Here is an 18,535-nt window from a genome sequence, read left to right on the forward strand (position 1 = left end):
GAGATGCTATAACTACCCTAGTTTTCGCACCTCAATACCATAGAGCCTATATGCAATCTTTTCCTGACACCTCAGCCGCCACCCATCTACTCGCCTCTCAGATTAAGCAATGGACAGGTCAGAATAACCAAATGGAAACCGCGATCAGCGGTCTGCGGCTCAGCCGATGGACAAGTGAAACCCAACCTGTCAGCTACACGCATAAATCCAGTCTTTGCCTGATTGCTCAAGGAAAAAAACGCGTTTTTCTTGGTGAAGAGTGCTTTGTATATGATGCCAACCATTTTTTGATTTCCTCGGTCGATCTACCCGTAATTGCCAACATCATGGAGGCCAGTGAAGAGAAACCCTACTTGGGGATCATTCTTGAATTAGATATGCAGGAAATCTCTCAGTTGATTGTGGATAGCCAATTTACGTTTGAGTCCAATAATACGCCTTCACAAAGCCTCGCCGTGGGTCAGCTATCCCTTCCAATCTTGGATGCCTTTACCCGCCTAGTCGCCTTACTTGATGAACCCGCCAACATCAACATTCTTGCGCCTCTCATCAAGCGCGAGATTTTCTATCGGCTATTGCAGACCGAGCAAGGTGCTCGGCTGAGTCAGATTGTTGCCCCCGGTAGCCATAGCCATCAAATTTCCAAAGCCATTGATTGGCTCAAGCACAATTTCGTCAAACCTTTGAATGTCAGTCAGCTCGCCAACTCAAGTGGGATGAGTAAATCCGCGTTTTACACCCACTTTCGCGCAATGACGGCGATGACACCGCTGCAATTTCAAAAGAAGCTCCGCCTAAGTGAAGCTCGCCGTTTAATGCTCGCTGAAAATATCGATGCCATGACCGCCACCTTTAAGGTTGGCTACGAAAGTCCGTCACAGTTTAGCCGAGAGTACAGCAGGCTCTTTGGCGCCCCGCCAGTCAAAGACATCAAAACACTGCGTACCGCGAACCTGCTCTGAATTCGAGTACAAGAAGCATGGTGAATATGCTCATCAACCCAAGCCGCTTTAATATGGAAGATTAAGCAATCCAATTACCCAACCAAATGGAGAAAAATTAATAAAAAACAAATAAAACAATAAATTAAAACCAAAATATCCACATGGAAATAAATGGCGCTATAAGACCACATCACCCATTGGGAAAAATAGGCAAGAATCAAAGAGAATTGGATATTCAGTCACTCCCCTTCACTGCGTAAGATGAACCACAAATAGAGCCATGCTTGCCCAAACTCAGTTTGAAAATGGCAAACCGCAGGCTTAACTCATCGACCTTAGAGAAGGAAGTAACCATGCAACTCGATTTTTCCTACTACAACCCAACCAAAATTCATTTTGGTCGCACCGCACTTGAAAAACTGCAAGATGAACTCCCTCACTATGGCGAAACCGTCATGCTGGTGTATGGTCGCAATGCGATAAAAACCAATGGTCTTTATGACCAAGTGCTCGCCATGCTCAGCGCTGCGGGGAAAAACGTGGTGGAATTATCCGGCGTAATGCCGAACCCAACTTACGCCAAAATGATGGAAGGTGTTGCCAAAGTTCGTGAACATAAGGTGTCCCTGATTTTAGCTGTCGGTGGTGGCTCGGTCATTGACTGTGCAAAAGGCATTTCCGTCTCAGCTTATTGTGAAAGCCAAGATCCATTCCAAAAATACTGGGTAGAGTTTCAAGATGTGGATCATGAGATCGTTCCTGTAGCCTCGATTCTGACGATGGTCGGAACAGGTTCAGAAATGAATGGTGGCTCGGTAATCACTCATGAAGCGATGAAGTACAAAGCAGGACGCGTATTTCCTGCCAACGTGTTTCCAAAGTTTTCGATTCTAAATCCAGAATACACCTTCACCGTACCTCAATATCAAATGGTCTCCGGTGTGTTCGATACCATGTCGCACCTGATGGAGCAATACTTCTCCGATCAAGGTGCCAACACCACTGATTATGTGATTGAAAGCCTTTTGAAATCATCGATCGATAACTTACGGTTAGCGCTACAGAACCCGCAAGATTATGAAGCAAGAAGTAATCTGATGTGGAATGCAACGTTAGCACTCAACACCGTCACAGGGCTTTCCAAGAGTCAGGACTGGCAAGTACATATGATTGAGCATCAGCTCGGTGCCTATACAGATTGCGCACACGGTATGGGGTTAGCGGCGATTTCGTTGCCTTACTATCGCTTAATTTACCCCTATGGATTGGACAAATTCGTGCGTTTTGCCACTCAGGTTTGGGGCATTTCACCAGAAGGGAAAAGCCCAGAGCAAATCGCTCAAGCCGGGCTGGATGCGCTAGAGCACTTCACGCAGGAATGTGGCATTGTCACCTCATTGGCTGAACTGGGTGCAACCAAAGCCATGCTGCCTGAGATTGCACAATCGACGATTATCTTTGGTAACGGTTATAAAACACTAACCAAAGAAGAAGTGCTCAACATCCTCGAAGCCTGTTATTAATCTGGCACCGACTCAAGGGCGACACTCGTTTTCCACTGCCTAGAGTGGAGCCCTTACAAAAAAACGCCTTCCAAATGGAAGGCGTTTTCATTTTAAGCACTGATGAGCATCAGCTATTCCGTCAACTCACCGGCCAGTTCTTCAGCGAATTTCTGCTCCGCCGTTTTTGGCTTTTCAGTTTGCGCAAAACCGCGTAGCCCCACAACATGCACGTGCTCGTGATCTTTAAACACTTTACGTACCAGTTTGTAAGTGGTGCCCTTCTCTGGGCTGATGTTCTCTGGCGCAGCAATCAGTAACTGCATATCCAGACGCTCACACAGCTCAAACAAGGTGGCGATGGATTTGGCATCCAGACGCGCAGCTTCATCGAGGAACAACAGGCGACACGGCACAATATCTTTACTGCGCAGACGACGCGACTCTTCTTCCCAGCTTTGCACCACCATCAGCAGGATTGACTGACCGGTACCGATCGCTTCACCGGTCGACAATGCGCCCGATTCCGCTTGCAGCCAACCATCCGAACCACGGTTGACTTCAACACTCAGCTCTAGGTAGTTACGGTAATCCAGCAGCTCTTCACCCAGCACTTGCGGTGAGCGTTGACCCATATCGATGTGTGGGTTCACGCGTTGGAACAGCTTGGCCATCGCTTCAGAGAAGGTGTAACGCGCACTTTCAAACAGATCTTTGTGCTGCGCTTGCTGCTCAGACAATCCTGCCAGCAGGATTTCATGACTCTCACGCACTTTCACATTCAGGCGCACGCCATTCACCTGACCAAAGGAGATGTTCGACAGTCCTTGGTTGAGCATACGGATACGGTTTTGTTCACGTTGAATTGTTTTGCGAATGATGCTGGCTACCGAATCTGAACTGATCGCCAAACGCTGTTCACGTTGAGTCAACTCTTCGGTCAAACGAGCCAGTTCCACTTCCATCTCTTCAATCGCTTCGACCGGATCGTCGGTGCGAATGATGTCTTGACGAATGCGCTCACGCAGATGCTGATACACCGCAATGTAGAACAGCACTTTACGTTCAGGGCGCGAGTTATCTTCCGACTGACGCAATGCATCACGCAGATCTTCATTGTTGGCGACCGCGAGACGCAGCGCACCCAAGGATTTATCCGACATTGAACGCAGTTCATCTGCAGATAGGTAAGCCAGCTCACGCTTGTGCAGACGACGTTCAACATCATTTTGGCGCGCAAGACGCAAGACTGAGCACCAACCCGCTTTCGCGTTGACCACAAAAGTGCGCAGGTCTTGATAATCTTTCTCGACTTTCTTCATGCGCTTCACCAGCGCTTTCATTTCCAGCTCAGTAGATGTGATGGTACGTTCGTATTCACTCTTACGGCTGCGTGAGGTGTGTAGACGTTCTTGCAGCTCATCGCGACGACGCTGAGCACGCTCAATCGCGCCTTCGTCAGCATGCACGCCAAACTCTTGCAGCTCTTGTTTAAACTCTTGTACCGTTTCCAGCTTAGCTTGGTGCGAACTTTTCAGTGATGCCAACAGCTGATTGTATTGACTGAGCTGAGCTTGCGCCTGTTTCAGCTCTTCACGGCTGCGGGTACGTTCACTTTCCGCCTGCACCAATTTCGCTTTGAGCTGTTCACTCAGTTCACTGCTTTGGTTAAGCAGATCCACCGAGTCGGAATAGGCGAAGTGGTGACGACGCTCAAGCAGATCCGACAGCGCAAAAATTTGCGCTTTGAGCTGCTGCAGTGCTTGGTCAGCTTGCTGGTATTGCTGCTCCAACACATCAAACTGCTCTGGGTCGGCATCGAGTACCGCCGCCACTTTTTCCAGCTCGCTGATGGTGCGGCCATGTGCAGCGATAAAGGCTTTTGCCTCACTCAGCTGTTGCAGTTTCTCTTCAAGCTCGTGGTAACGCGCTTCTAGTGACTCTTCGTCAAGTAGACCCATTTGCGGTGCGAGTTTGTCTAGCGCAGCTAAGGCTTGTTTGCTCGCTTGCAACTGGCTACGCAGTTGCTGCTCTTGCGCTTCAAATTCGCTGATGGAGCGCAGCAGTTGATTACGCTTATCGCGCGCATTCGCTAAGGCTTGTTCAGGGTCGGCATCAAACGCCACTTGCAAATGCATCGCCACAAACTGGTTGAAGCTGGTGTACAGACGTTGCAGCTTTTGCGAATCGAACGAAGCTTTGGCGTGTTGCTCAACCACGTCATCACGCTCTTCTCGCAGCAGCTCTAAACGCTGCTCACGCGCCGCGCGGCCAAACAGTGGAATGGCTGGGAAGCGCGAGTAGCGCATTTGGCGCTGGTTAAGCTGAACGCACACCGCACCTTCCAGCTCTTCGGCATTGAATGAGCTGTCATCAAACGCATCTACATCGCCTTCGATGAGGTAGAGATCTTCCGGACAGTCATCCAGTTCAACCAGTTTTTCTTTGATGCCAGAGAGATCCGATACCACAATCGCGTGACGCGCAGGACCGTACATCGCGCTGAAATACGGCGCATCATCAATGGTGATGTCGTCATAGATTTCCGACAGCAGTACACCGCCGAGCGTGTCCGCCAGACCTTTCAGACGCGGATCGTTAGAGCCCCCCGGAGACGCTAAACGCTCAATTTCGCTATCGAGTTTCGCGCGGCGCTCGGCGAGCTTATCTTTCGCCATGGATTGGGCTTTTTCCAGCTCCAATACTTGCTGCATGTGCGCCATGACAGATTGGCTATCGGCCAGTTCTGCACCACTTTGCTCGCGTAGCGTTTCTAACGCATCGTTAGCTTTGATCCATGCTGGCGCAATCGACTCAAAACGGGCGATTTGCGTTTGCAGCTCTTGCTCTTGATGGCGCAGTTGACCACGTTGTTCACGGCAGTTTTCCTGCTCGGTTTCCAGCTCTTCTAACAGTGCAGAGTGGCGCTCACGCTCTAACTCTACGGTCGCGGCATCATCCAACGCCACCATATGTTGCTTGTGGTATTGGGTTGCCAGCTCACGCACGCTGCGTTGCTGCTCAAGTTGGCGCTCAAGGTCACGTTGTTGTGCTTGCCACTGCGCTTCATTTTGCACCACATGTTGGGCGTCACGCGCTTGGCGAATTACTTGCTGCGCTTGATTCGCAGCTTCACTGCGCGCGACCTCACCCAGCACGCGTTTCACCAATTCAAACGCATGGTTGAACTGCTGCGCCGCGGCCGAAGACATATCCAGCTTGTGTTTGAGAGCCAACAGTTCGCTGGTGCGCGTTTCCTGCTCCGCTTTCAGCTGAGTCGCTAACGCTTGCGCACTTTCCGCAGTGAGTTCTGGCTTATCCAGTAAGCGACGCGCTTTATCGAGCGCTTGCACCGCTTGTTGATATTGCAGAGCACGGGTCTGCTGCACATCGAGGGCTTGCTGATAATCGGCCAATTGCGATTTGAGGCTGTCGACTTCCTCTTCACTGATGGTGGCGCGTTCTTCGGCCATCATCACTCGCTCATTGGCTTCTTCCACCACCATCATCTGCTCTTCGAGGCGGAAATTCAGCTCTTCGAGATCTTCTTGATAGCGTTCAATTTTTTCCTGCTGACGCAGCGCGTTTTGCACCAATTGCAGGTGGTCAGACGCACCTTGGTAATCTTGCTCCAGCGCCGACTCTTGCTCAACCAGCAGTTCTAACTCTTCGTGAACACGGTTCAGCAAGCTGTTTTGTTCAATCAGGGTTTCACGAGAAGAGAACAGCTCACCGCGCAGAACTAAAGTTTGTCCCACTTTGTTACGGCGATCATTGGCGTGGCGCATGTAGTCCGCGGCCACATAGTTGGTCGATTCGGTGATCAAGTGTTTGAACAGATCGCGATCCGCTTGCGTGGTCTTGATCGCTTCCAGCGTCATGCGGTTTTCACGCAGCGCGGATTCCATATCTTGGAACGCTTTCTTCACGCCGCCATTTTGTGGCAACAGATAATCACGCAGTGAGCGGGTGATTGCACTGGAAATACCGCCGTAAAGCGAAGCCTCAATCAAACGGTAGAATTTTGAACGGTCAGAGCTGTTACGCAGTTTTTTCGGGATCACGCCAAATTCAAACATCTGCGCGTGGTAGTCGACAATCGACGGGAAAGATTTGAAATGCGCGCCTTCAATTTGACCCACCGCATCTTTCACTTCGTTGATTTGACGAACACGCGCATGTTTGTCCGACACGGTTTCGACCAACACATCGGTCGGCTTAACATGACTTGGCAAACCTTGGATCAAGAAAGGTTTGATATCCACTTTCTTATCGCGTCCCGCCACTTGTTGCAGCTTCACCGCAAACAGTAAACGTTGGTTACGTGAGTTCACCACATCCAACGCGGCGTAACACGCCCCCGCTTGCAGCTTACCGTACAAACCTTTATCACGTGACGCTTGCGAGCTCCCCGCTTCGGTGGTGTTACGGAAATGGAGCAGGCTTTGGTCTGGGATCAAAGCGGTGATAAACGCCGCCATAGTGGTAGACTTACCCGCACCGTTACCACCGGATAAGGTGGTCACTAAATTATCAATGTCAAAGGTACGCGCAAAGAAGCCGTTCCAGTTGATCATGGTTAGCGATTGATATTTACCTCGTTCAATCATGCTTCATCTTCCCACTCGGTTTGCTCTTCGTCGTACTCGGTTGCTGGGTTTTCCAACAGGCTTTGCTGGCTTGGTTCTGGGGTATGCACCACGGCTTCACCATCACGGATCAGGCGCAACTGCGCTTCACGCACATCACCACCCAAACGTACATCCGCACCAAAACGGAATACCGCTTCAGTAATGCGGAATTTGGCCGTATCACCAATGGTGATCACCATACCGAGGCGACGTAAACGGCGCAGCGAGGTACGTACTTTTTCAAACAGCTTCTCGCGATCCAGATCCGAGCCGCTCGCACGGTTGGTCACCAGCTTCATCAGCTTCTTCTCTTCCACCAAGGTCAACAGCTCATCGTACAGCTCTTGGTTGGTGAAAATGCCTTCGTGCGCTAAACGCTCAGGACTCAAATAGAGGAAACAGAGGACTTTACCCACCAGCATATCCAGCTCAGAGAGCACACTGCGGTTGATAAGCGACGTAGAACGCGGACGCAGATAGAAAAAGCCTTCCGGCGCGCGTACTAGTTCGGTGTGGTAACGTTGATAAAACAGCGCCAAATCCGGTTCAAAATCAGACAGGAAGGCGTGGTTATCCAAATCGTCACTGGAAACATGACGACCTGCGCGCAGCAAACTGTCTAGCGCTGGGAATAGCGGGTTCGCAATCGCTTTGGCCAGATTCTCTGACATGTATTCATTAATATCGGTCGATGACATTCGCTTGTACCTTTGCGCCAAAATCGTTGATCGCCGTCCAGTCAGGCTGGATAGCGCGGTAGTCGGACTCGGAGTAACCCAGTCTTACCGCTTGGTCGACAACCATTCGGGCTAAATCGAAATGATGGGTTCGTGGATGGCTGGCTAGGTAATCACGCAGCACAAGGGCTAAATCAATTGCTGCGCCCTGCTCTTTATGCACTTTCAGCATGTCGCCAATCCGCTGCGCAAGTTCATCGTTCACTTGTTGCAGCTCTTCGTATTCCACTTCCATCGGCACATGACCGGTGACTTCTTCGTCACGCAGGGTCAAAGTTTCATCACGCAGATCGGATAGACGTTCTGCATCGGCGAAAGTGAGATACCAAGGTTGTTCAAAATAGTCGTTCATTGACTGACGCAGACGTTGGCTGAACGCGCGGTTCTGGTCCATATCAATCGCGGTACGAATAAACTTGTGGACGTGGCGGTCGTAACCGATCCAAAGATCAATCGACTGCTGACCCCAACTCGTAATGCGGTCGAGCTTCATTTGCAGCGCAAACAGCGTCTCTTCGATGAAGTCCAATTCCAGATCGCCATACACGCACTCCTGAATATCGAGGATTTGCGTTTGCAACTCATCGCCTGCCGCTTGCAAGGTATCTTGCAGCTCACGCAGTGTGGCGGAAGTTTCGGACAGCAAGGCTTCACAGTTGTTGATCGCATCGCGCCAATCTTTATTCAGCAGATCCGCAATCTGCTCTTTGACCGATTGCTGCTGCTCATCCATCACACGCTGGTTAAGGTCGATGCGATCGAAGATTTCACTCACCGAATATTTGAGCACGCCAAACACGTTTTTGCGCCAATGAGCGACACTGCCACCCTGCTGCGCAGATTCCACGGCTTTCGCCATCTCATCCGCGACCATAGAGAGTTGGATGGATAGTTTGAGTTTGGAAAATTCGCGATGACGAACATAGTAATCGGTAATGCCGATCGCTAAAGGAGTCAGACGGTAGATGCTGGCACCTTCCGTCATTTCGCTGGTAAAGCGACTGAGTAAGCGCTGCTTGACCAGATCATTAATCGCATTGTTAGCCCGAAAGGCTGAGGCTTCTCCCGATTCTGCAAACAAGCGCGTCACTATCGCGAATGCATCGTGAAGTTCCCCTTCTCCGAGCTCTTCATCAAATCTTTCATTACTGAGCACAGCAATCGCGAGCAAAAATGCCAGCCGCTCAGTAGGCAGATTCAATGAGAAGTCATACTGTTTTACCCAAGTGACGAGTTCGTCGATAGGCTTTTGCACAGTATCCTGAGTAAACTCACTCATTGTGTTTCCTGTTATTGTTTTTTCTTAGCCCATACGTGAATGTATCGGCCCAATGAGAGGTAAGGCTCCTGACGGCAGAATTTGCGCTCCAGTGCCACCAAATCCTCATACTGGTATTCGCCCATGTTTTTCATGTTTCCGATGTAATCACTGAAACAACGAATACCGGATTTCCCGCAGATCTCAAAACCCGATTCTTCGATCCATTGGTAGACCTCTTCGGGGAGTAAGCCTTTCTGCGGTTGTAATTTGAACCGTTTGCGGTGCGGCATATCTTCTAGCACGTGCGGAATGTTGCCACACACGGCGTTTTTGTAAACCAAACCGTGATAGTTGTAAAACATCACCGACACCATGCCGCCCGGTCTGACTTGCGCCAGCAAATTTTGCAACGCTGGTTTGGGTTCCGCTAACCATTCCATCACCGCATGAAACAGCACCAAATCCACGGGCGCATCAAGGTGTGCTTGAATCGTCTGCACTGGTGAATGGACGAAGCGATACTGCTCAAGCAGGCCATTGTTTGCAATATCCTGCTCGGCCAATTGCAACATTTCCGAAGAAAGATCACAGAGTGTCACTCGATGCCCAAGGCGAGCGATTTTTTGCGATACTTGCGCCAAGCCGCCACCTGCATCGAGTACGTGCAAGGGAACTTTTTGCGCGTCCAGTTGACTGAGAAGCTGCTCCAAATCTTCCCAAACAATGACTTGGCGGATCTCACCTTTGTCAGAACCGTATATATTTTTTGCAAATTTGTGGGCAATATCGTCGAAATTGCGATCTTCTGTCACAGTAGCTTGAGTTATGATAACGAACCGTGCCTGCTATTCTGTCATACGAATGGCAGGAATAAAGAGGCTTCGACTCTTTTTATACTCAAGTGCTGTTTTTTCGGACTGTTTTCTCTATGTTTGAGCTGAAAAAAATTTTTTCTTCACTGTTGATGCCTCTGCCAGCGCTGCTGATCATTGGTTTCGTGGGCCTGATGCTGATCATGTTCACGGCAAAACGTAAAACTGGCTGCCTAGTGGTGTTGTTCTCCCTCACTGGGTTATTTCTGGTTTCCTTTCAACCCGTGGCGACTCGTTTATTGATGCCACTTGAACGTACTTACACGGCATTTTTACCCGTAGAAGGTACTCTTGACTACGTGATGGTACTCGGTAATGGCCATGTGGTTGATGATGACATCCCTCCCACCTCCGAGCTTACTCGTGCTGCGCTCATGCGCTTAACAGAAGGCATTCGTATTAGTCGTATGTATCCGGGTTCAAAACTGATCCTCTCCGGTTACGCTGGTGGTAGTGAAGTTAGCCACGCTCGGATGATGGCGCGTGTCGCTTTAGCGTTAGGCGTACCGAAATCGGATATTATTTTGCTGGAAACCGCCAAAGATACTTGGGAAGAAGCGCGCCAAGCCGCGGCTTTCGTGCAACAAAAGCGCATGGTACTGGTCACCTCAGCAAGCCATATGAAGCGTGCGATGCGCGAATTTGAATCGGCAGGTTTAACGCCAATACCAGCACCGACTAACTACTTAGGTCATCTCAATATTGTTCAGCCTTGGGATAAATACATTCCTAAATCACGCTATCTTGAGCAAACCGAACAGTATTGGTACGAAACCTTAGGCTTATTGTGGCAAAAACTGCGTGATACCGTTGCCGGAGATGGCAGTGAACAGGTAGGAACGCCCTCTGTCGTAGAAGAAGCTCCGACAACGCCCTAATCGTTTCCCCTCCGCCAAGTTGTTAAAAATGTAAAAAACCGGCAAATACGCCGGTTTTTCTTTGTTGATGATAAGCAGTATGTATGCAAATTGAGTTCAAACGAGCTTAATCCCCTGCGAACATGTACCCTTCACCGTGAACTGTGACAAAAATTTGCGGGTTCTTCGGATCCATTTCCATCTTGGCGCGCATACGTCGAATCAACACATCAATAGTACGATCATTTGGCGCATCCACACGATGGCTGATCATATTCAAAATGCGCTCACGGCTCAGCACTTGATTAGGATAAGAGGAAAGTGCAACCAACAACTCGTATTCTGCTTTGGTGAGTTTAACCGGCTCACCATTACGGCTCAAAGCACGACGCTGTATATCGAATGTCCACTCGCCAAAGTAAACCAACGTATCGTCTGTCTTCTCACTGTATTTATCGCGGCGAGCCAACGAAATACGCCACAACAAGTTTTTCACTCGAACTTGTAGCTCACGTAAATCGACAGGTTTAGTCACATAATCGTCAGCACCCATTTCAAGGCCAACAATTTTATCGATACTGTCTGTGCGTCCTGTCACTAAAATAATGCCAATCTCCGACTGGCCACGCAGCTCTCGCGTCAATAGCAATCCATCTTCACCAGGCAAGTTAATGTCTAGCAAGACTAAATCAATGTCATTGAGCTCAAGTGCTTCTCTCATTTGTGCGCCACTTTCCGCTTCTGTTACTTGGTAACCTTCATTTTGAAAGTAACCGCTTAACTTACTACGGGTGACGAGGTCATCTTCAACCACAAGTACGTGATAACTCATAGTGCACCATTTTAAATAACGGGATTTATCGCTCACTCATTCTATTCACATTTGTTAATAATTCGAGGAATATCGTGAGAAACCCCACTTTTCCTTGATGCAACGCAAGCTTTATTTAACAGATTAACAACGTGTTCTTTTCTTTTCACAACTTGTCATATCTTGCATGATAGCTGTTCATTTTTATGGTTTAGACTAAGCGTCAATCGATTGGGAGTGCAAACATGATCCAAGAACTGAATATCCTCAATGAAAAACGCGCAGAAATTTACTGGTGGCTGTCGAGTCTCTTTTTTAAAGAGCTGACTGAACAAGATATCGCACACTATCACTCAGCTGAAATCCGTACTTTCTTAACCGGACTAGCCGATGAAGAAAGCTTAGCGACGGAAGTGAAACATTTGATTGATGCACTCAATCGCTTGCAAGATCGTCAAGATGCACAACTGGAACTTGCCGCTGATTTTTGTGATCTATTTTTAAAGTCCGATCGTGACTCAGCGCTACCCTATGCCTCTGTCTACACTGACAAAGGGTTACTCAATGGCAAACCGGCACAACTCATGCGTGAGTTACTGAGCCACTATAACGTGAATGTGGATCCGAACCTTAATGAGCCCGCCGACCATCTCGCGATTCAACTCGACTTTCTTGCGCATCTTGTTATCAGCAATAACCCGAATCAAGAAGGCTCTGACGTTAACTCCGCTCTCAAAGCACAATCTGATTTTATTGCTCAACACTTATTGAGTTGGTTATCCGTTTTTGTTGAACGTTGTACACAGTTTGACGCATTTGGTTTCTACTCGGCGGCGGCTCGACTAACGTTGGCTTTTTTACAACAAGATCAACGTTACATTGATGAGCTTCGCCAGAGTCTTTAATCACAACGTAGCGATTTTTAAGCTGCCCACTTTGCTGTTGCAAAAAGTCAGGGGCATAAACAAATCAATTGTGAAAGAACTTAAAGTTTGATGAATGAATTTCGTTGCGGTGGATACATTTGCAGTCTAAAATCCACCCGCAAACGATAAAAACGAATAAAAATGTAAACCGCTGTTTCTTGGCGGTTTTTGTATTTTTATTACTTTAGGCATAATGATTGAAGCGCTTTACGTACGGTATATGTGGTTCCTCGCCGCACAGAGTGTGAAGATTCGCTCAGTCTCGCCTTACTTCTGCTGATTTAATTAACCAATAACATTCGCTGGCATCAGCAGTCATCGACAGGAACACTCTATGGCTACGATTAAAGATGTAGCGCGCCTTGCTGGCGTGTCTACCACTACCGTTTCTCACGTTATCAACAAAACTCGCTTTGTGGCAGAAACCACCCAAGAGAAAGTGATGGAAGCGGTTAAGCAACTCAACTATGCACCGAGTGCGGTCGCACGTAGTTTGAAGTGCAACACTACACGCACTATTGGCATGCTAGTGACTCAATCAACAAACCTGTTTTTCTCTGAAGTGATCGATGGTGTGGAAAGCTACTGTTACCGTCAAGGCTACACCTTGATTCTGTGTAACACGGGCGGCATCTATGAAAAACAACGTGATTACATTCGCATGCTGGCCGAAAAACGTGTGGATGGCATTTTAGTCATGTGTTCAGACCTGACTCAAGAGCTGCAGGAAATGCTCGACGCTCACAAAGACATTCCAAAAGTGATCATGGATTGGGGTCCAGAAACGTCGCACGCTGATAAAATCATCGATAACTCAGAGGAAGGTGGCTATCTCGCGACCAAATATCTGACGGATCGTGGACACACAGACATTGCCTGTTTAAGTGGTCATTTTGTCAAAGCCGCTTGCCAAGAGCGTATTCAAGGTTTCCGCCGAGCGATGGCTGAAGCGCACTTACCCGTGAATGAAGATTGGATTCTAGAAGGTAATTTTGAGTGTGATACCGCAGTCCTTGCTGCCGACAAAATCATTGCTATGGATAAGCGTCCAACTGCCGTATTCTGCTTCAACGACACCATGGCATTAGGTCTTATGAGCCGTTTGCAACAAAAAGGAATTCGTGTTCCTGAAGAAATATCCGTGATTGGTTACGATAATATCGAACTGGCCGAATACTTCTCTCCACCACTGACCACCGTGCACCAACCTAAGCGTCGTGTGGGTAAAAATGCGTTCGAAATTCTTTTAGAGCGTATTAAAGATAAAGAACACGAGCGCCGAATTTTCGAGATGCATCCTGAGATCGTCGAACGCGACACTGTGAAAGACTTGACAAAATCCTAACTTTCTTGACAATTCACAGAGCCTATATTTGAAAGCTTGTCACATAAATATGACAAAACTAATGTAGAGCGAGTATTATTAACATGGCTCATTCTCACAATTGAAATATCAGTATGTGAGAATGACCCAAGTTTGGTTATTTTTTATCAGGAAAAATGTCACGCACAGGGCAAACCATTCGAAAGAGTGGGACGCAAAGCCTCCGGCCTAAACCAGAACATAGGTAGGTAGCGGGGTTACCGATGGCAAAAATGCATACACTATGTTGACTCATCATTGACACGGCAGTTGCATGATTTTGCTAATTTTCTCGGACCTGATTTGGTGGCGTATGTAACAATACTCCGAGACTAACAGCATGGATAAACCAGTATTAAAAGATTCAATGCGGCTCTTTGAGCAGCTAGGACGTGTGAAATCTCGTTCAATGTTTGGTGGCTTTGGTATTTTCGTCGACGAAACTATGTTTGCGCTTGTGGTTAACGATACGCTGCACATCCGTGCAGACGATGCCACAATCGAAAAGTTCAAACAGCAAGGTTATGAACCTTATGTTTATAAAAAACGTGGCTTTCCTGTCGTGACTAAGTACTACGCTCTACCTGATGATTGTTGGAGTAATCCAGCCTCTATCTTAAGTGAAGCTCGTATTGCGCTTGAGGTCGCTAAGACCGAACGTGAAACACAAGCACAAGCAAAGCCTGACCGTTTGAAAGATCTTCCCAACTTGCGTTTAGCAACGGAAAGAATGCTCAAGAAAGCCGGTATCGAAAGCGTCGAGTCTTTGCACTCTTTCGGTTCTGTTGAAGCATATAAAGCCATTCAACGTACCCATTCGGCAGAGGTTAGCCTTGAGCTGTTATGGGCTTTAGAGGGAGCAATCGAAGGTAAACATTGGTCAGTGATCCCACAAAATCGTCGTGACGAACTACTAAGACACCTTTGATTTCTCGTTTTGAGTCTGTCTTTCCTCGCCGAGTTTGTATGAATACCTTGAGTAAAATCTGATAACGCGTCCACTCGGGCGCGTTATTTTTTTGAAAGAAATACGCTGCATCCCCTGTCTTCTACTTCATAGCCCTTGTTCACACCAATCGGGCGAATTTATTTTGAGTAGATATACTTATACCCAAGTCTTGAGGCAATCGCTTTCATGACTAAGGGATAAGGTATTCCATTTATCACCATCAAAAGCTTCAATATCAAAGTGCTGACTAGGTACCGCTCATGAACAAAAAGCTCATCATTGCCCTTATTTTGATCGCGATAACGGCGATCTTGGTGACACAATTTAGCCACTATCTCACGTTAGATGTCGCCAAAGCCAAGCAAGCCGAGTTGGCAAACTACATTGATGCACATCTTGTGCAAGCCGCATTTATCTATTTTGTATTGTATGTCCTACTGACAGCCTTTTCGGTCCCCGGTGCCACTGTCGTCACCCTATTGGGTGCCGCACTGTTTGGGTTTTGGCTCAGTCTGCTGCTCGCCTCTTTTGCAAGTACGATTGGTGCAACACTTGCCTTTCTCAGCAGCCGCTTTTTATTGCGCGATTGGGTTCAAGCTAAATTTGCCGATAAGCTGTTAACCATTAACCAAGGTGTCGAACGGGATGGGGCTTTTTATCTGCTCTCGCTACGCTTAATTCCCATTTTTCCCTTCTTTTTGATTAACTTAGTCATGGGGCTCACGCCAATTTCCATTTGGCGTTACTACTGGGTCAGCCAATTAGGCATGCTGCCTGGCACCGCGGTTTATCTCAATGCAGGTACTCAACTGGCTGACATCTCTAGCTTGAGTCAGATCGTTTCTGCGCCAGTGCTCGCCTCTTTTGTGCTGCTAGGTGTATTCCCCGTGGTGGTGAAATGGTTAATGAATAAAGTTCAACGCCGGCCAATATCATCCCCTATAAAATAGGCTTTTAAACCCCATCAACCATGATGAAAATTTATACTGCAAATCATCCTTTAGAGGCTCATATCTTGATGCAGTTGTTGCATCAACAAGGGATTTTGTGTGAATTGCGTGGAGAGATGCTCTTTGCGCTGCGTGGGGAGCTCCCGATGGATTCCAGCAGCGCGCCATCACTTTGGCTAAAGAAACCTCAGCAGAAAACCGCTGCCGAGCAAATCATCGCTGAGTTTCTTAATCCACCAAAGCAGTCTCACTGGTTATGCCCTCAATGCGGCGAAAGCCATGAGGGACAATTTAGCGTTTGTTGGCAGTGTGGGTTTGCCCAAAATAATGAGTGACGGCGTTAACGGATCTGGCGCTGAATAAATTCTATCGAACGCTGGTTAAACAGTTCAGGCTGTTCCACATTACATACATGTCCACAATTGGGGATCTCATACAGTTCACTTTGCGCATGCAGCGCCACCATCTCCTTCACCGGGTGGATAAACATGTAATCCTTCTCCCCCATCAAATATAAAGTGGGGATCGGTAATTCACGATCACGGAAGTAGCGCATCATGGGATTGACTTCAGCCGTTAATGTAAACCAACGTTTAAATTCTTTCTGACACAGCTTTTGAGCTTCACGGATAAAGAGATGGCGTGATTCTTTTTGGCTGCGCTGCGGCATCACAATGTAAGCAAATAAGCGATACAGCCACATATAAGGGATGAGATGTTTGCTTAAATGCCCTAGCCTGACCAACAGTTGTGAGCGAGCATTGAGCCGCGTTACCGCCCCCCCAAGCACCATGGAACTAACTCGGTGCGTTGCCAGCTCGGCAAGGTTACGCACTATGATCGTACCAAGGGACATGCCCACAAAATGGGCTGACTGAATTTTCAGATGATCCAACACTTTAAGCACATCAAGGGTGACCGTTTTGAAAGTATAGCGATTGGCTATCCAATCTCTGAGCAATTGGTTTGATTTACCATGCCCACGCAAATCGATGAGTAACAAGTTAAAATGCTGACGATAGGCTTTGATCTGCTTAAACCAAATTGAGGAGCTGCCTCCAGCACCATGCACGAAAACCACCCATTCGTGACTGGTAGGATGAAGGTAGGTTTTATGAAACAGAACGTTTTCAGCAATCGCAGACATTGGCACCTCGTTATTACGCAGGCCAAGACTACCATAAACCGTGTGTGGAAAATCACTTCAGTTGTAAGAAACTGTTGAACCGAGCAGAAAATAAAGGCACCCAAAGGTGCCTTAGCTTTAAAATTTACTTCTAACCAAATCGCGCCAAACGATACATTTTCATGTATTCCTGTGCTGACTCTTCCCAACTGAAGTTTTGCTGCATCGCACGTTGCTGTACTTTGAGCATGTCCTCAGGTTGTTGGAGATAAAACAGCAAGGCACGCTGCATGGTGATCAGTAACGCTTCAGGTGTGGGTTCTTGATAACCAAAACCCGTTGCACGCTCAGGAAACTTATCGTAATCGTTCACCGTGTCTTTCAACCCGCCAACTTCCCTTACGATAGGTAACGTGCCATAAGCCATGCTGTAGATCTGGTTCAACCCACATGCCTCAAACTCGGAAGGCATTAAGAAGAAGTCAGATCCCGCTTCAACCCAGTGGGCTAAACGCTCACTGTAGGTCTCGACAAAAGCAAACTTATTGCGATGAGAGTGAGCAATTTTATTCAGTCGCGCTGCGACCTCTGGCTCACCCGTCCCGACAATCACCACCTGGACATCATTACGTAAGAACTGCTCCAAAATAGGCAACAGGTAATGAAAGCCTTTTTGGTGTGTTAAACGACATACCATGCCAAACATAGGAACATTGGCAACAGGCAAATGTAACTCTTCTTGCAATGCGGTTTTACACAAGGCTTTACCCTTGCGCATCGATTGTGGTTCATCATTGTAAGTGGTTGGCAAATAGTGATCGGTTTGTGGATTCCATTCACTGTAATCACAGCCATTCACAATACCGTGCAAATCCCTTGCGCGACGAACAAAATCATCGACTAAACCATGCGCGCCGAGCGGCGTTAAAAGCTCAGAAGCATAATTTGGGCTCACTGCGTTAATTTTATCGGCAAAGGCAATTCCTGCTCGCAACATGCTGACATGGTCATGGCCATATTGCAGAAATTCCATACCCGATAAATTAAGCTCAGGAATCACTTCCAATTGGTGGTAAGAAAAAATCCCTTTGAAAATGGCGTTATGCACCGTGAGCACGCTTTTGACTTGTTCAAAAAAACTGTCATAGCGGTAACGCGTTTTCAGCAGAAAAGGAACCAAACCGGTATGCCAATCATTGGCGTGAATAATATCCGGTTGAATCCCCAATTTAGGGAGTACGTCCAAACACGCTGCGGAGAAAAAACCAAATCGTTCACCGTTATCGGCATACGCTTGGTTATTCTCGGCATACAGAGCCGGGCGATCAAAATAGGCTGGGCAGTCAATTAAATAGACTGGGATCCCTTCTAACTCGCGTTTAAGCACTCGATAATGAGTGTGCGGCCAGTGAGTAAGCTCGGTTTCTAGAACTAGCTCTGCCTCTTCTCTACCCGGAACTGAACGATAAGCAGGCAGCGCAATCGCTACCTGCTGATGCAACGCTTTCAACGCCTGTGGTAGGGCTTTTGCTACATCAGCTAAGCCACCACTTTTTACCAGCCCCTGCACTTCCGACACGGTAAACCAAACGTTGAGTTGTTCCAT

At 47.8% G+C, this 18,535-nt stretch carries 15 protein-coding genes and 1 riboswitch; of the genes, 8 read left to right on the plus strand and 7 right to left on the minus strand.

Annotation, left to right across the window (positions count from 1 at the left end; all coding sequences use genetic code 11):
• Positions 1-50 precede the first annotated feature (50 nt).
• Together MKA69_RS12120 and MKA69_RS12125 are read left to right on the plus strand one after the other, a co-directional pair.
• The gene (locus tag MKA69_RS12120; protein ID WP_305848133.1) at positions 51-962 is read left to right on the plus strand and encodes an AraC family transcriptional regulator; all 912 of its coding nucleotides are present in this window, start codon (positions 51-53) and stop codon (positions 960-962) included.
• Between the two features lie 335 nt (positions 963-1,297).
• The gene (locus tag MKA69_RS12125) at positions 1,298-2,467 is read left to right on the plus strand and encodes an iron-containing alcohol dehydrogenase (protein ID WP_095456877.1); all 1,170 of its coding nucleotides are present in this window, start codon (positions 1,298-1,300) and stop codon (positions 2,465-2,467) included.
• Positions 2,468-2,580: 113 nt separating this feature from the next.
• Here the strand turns inward: MKA69_RS12125 and mukB are convergent, their stop codons facing one another.
• From mukB to cmoM, 4 genes are read right to left on the minus strand one after another with little or no spacing between them, the layout of a single operon-like run.
• A complete protein-coding gene (gene mukB / locus MKA69_RS12130) occupies positions 2,581-7,056 on the minus strand; it encodes a chromosome partition protein MukB (protein ID WP_305848134.1) in 4,476 nt (1,491 codons plus the stop codon).
• The gene (gene mukE, locus MKA69_RS12135) at positions 7,053-7,775 is read right to left on the minus strand and encodes a chromosome partition protein MukE (RefSeq protein WP_305848135.1); all 723 of its coding nucleotides are present in this window, start codon (positions 7,773-7,775) and stop codon (positions 7,053-7,055) included. Before mukE ends, mukB begins: the two co-directional genes overlap by 4 nt.
• Positions 7,756-9,093 (minus strand): chromosome partition protein MukF, encoded by a 1,338-nt coding sequence (gene mukF / locus MKA69_RS12140; RefSeq protein ID WP_002044115.1) that lies wholly within the window; start codon positions 9,091-9,093, stop codon positions 7,756-7,758. The genes mukE and mukF overlap by 20 nt, the downstream gene beginning before the upstream one ends.
• Positions 9,094-9,104: 11 nt before the next feature.
• Positions 9,105-9,887 (minus strand): tRNA uridine 5-oxyacetic acid(34) methyltransferase CmoM, encoded by a 783-nt coding sequence (gene cmoM / locus MKA69_RS12145; protein WP_000133893.1) that lies wholly within the window; start codon positions 9,885-9,887, stop codon positions 9,105-9,107.
• A 116-nt stretch (positions 9,888-10,003) separates the two neighbouring features.
• Between cmoM and elyC the strand changes: the two genes are divergently transcribed.
• Complete coding sequence (gene elyC, locus MKA69_RS12150; RefSeq protein ID WP_000462429.1) at positions 10,004-10,825, plus strand: envelope biogenesis factor ElyC; 822 nt, start codon at positions 10,004-10,006, stop codon at positions 10,823-10,825.
• Positions 10,826-10,931: 106 nt separating this feature from the next.
• Here elyC and torR read toward each other — a convergent pair whose 3' ends face one another.
• Positions 10,932-11,636 carry a two-component system response regulator TorR gene (torR, locus tag MKA69_RS12155; protein ID WP_000120282.1) on the minus strand — a complete coding sequence of 235 codons (705 nt, stop codon included), beginning with the start codon at positions 11,634-11,636 and terminating at the stop codon, positions 10,932-10,934.
• A gap of 224 nt (positions 11,637-11,860) precedes the next feature.
• On the opposite strand from torR, the gene torD reads away from it, so the two are divergent.
• From torD to MKA69_RS12180, 5 genes are all read left to right on the plus strand, one after another.
• The gene (gene torD / locus MKA69_RS12160) at positions 11,861-12,520 is read left to right on the plus strand and encodes a molecular chaperone TorD (protein ID WP_305848136.1); all 660 of its coding nucleotides are present in this window, start codon (positions 11,861-11,863) and stop codon (positions 12,518-12,520) included.
• Between the two features lie 355 nt (positions 12,521-12,875).
• On the plus strand, positions 12,876-13,886 hold the full coding sequence (gene purR / locus MKA69_RS12165) for an HTH-type transcriptional repressor PurR (protein ID WP_000201020.1): 1,011 nt from the start codon (positions 12,876-12,878) through the stop codon (positions 13,884-13,886).
• A 158-nt stretch (positions 13,887-14,044) separates the two neighbouring features.
• A riboswitch (cyclic di-GMP riboswitch) is annotated at positions 14,045-14,130 on the plus strand.
• A gap of 114 nt (positions 14,131-14,244) precedes the next feature.
• Positions 14,245-14,832, plus strand: a complete 588-nt coding sequence (locus tag MKA69_RS12170) for a TfoX/Sxy family DNA transformation protein (RefSeq protein ID WP_000360584.1) — start codon at positions 14,245-14,247, stop codon at positions 14,830-14,832.
• Between the two features lie 281 nt (positions 14,833-15,113).
• On the plus strand, positions 15,114-15,803 hold the full coding sequence (locus MKA69_RS12175; RefSeq protein ID WP_305848137.1) for a TVP38/TMEM64 family protein: 690 nt from the start codon (positions 15,114-15,116) through the stop codon (positions 15,801-15,803).
• 23 nt (positions 15,804-15,826) lie between these two features.
• Positions 15,827-16,138, plus strand: a complete 312-nt coding sequence (locus tag MKA69_RS12180) for a putative signal transducing protein (RefSeq protein WP_055034737.1) — start codon at positions 15,827-15,829, stop codon at positions 16,136-16,138.
• A gap of 5 nt (positions 16,139-16,143) precedes the next feature.
• On the opposite strand, the gene MKA69_RS12185 is transcribed toward MKA69_RS12180, so the two are convergent.
• Positions 16,144-16,950 carry an alpha/beta fold hydrolase gene (locus MKA69_RS12185; RefSeq protein ID WP_001272763.1) on the minus strand — a complete coding sequence of 269 codons (807 nt, stop codon included), beginning with the start codon at positions 16,948-16,950 and terminating at the stop codon, positions 16,144-16,146.
• A 130-nt stretch (positions 16,951-17,080) separates the two neighbouring features.
• Positions 17,081-18,535 (minus strand): glycogen synthase GlgA, encoded by a 1,455-nt coding sequence (gene glgA, locus MKA69_RS12190; RefSeq protein ID WP_000436807.1) that lies wholly within the window; start codon positions 18,533-18,535, stop codon positions 17,081-17,083.

The sequence above is a fragment of the Vibrio sp. AH4 genome (assembly GCF_030710545.1).
In the GTDB taxonomy this organism is placed as follows: Bacteria; Pseudomonadota; Gammaproteobacteria; order Enterobacterales; family Vibrionaceae; genus Vibrio; species Vibrio metoecus.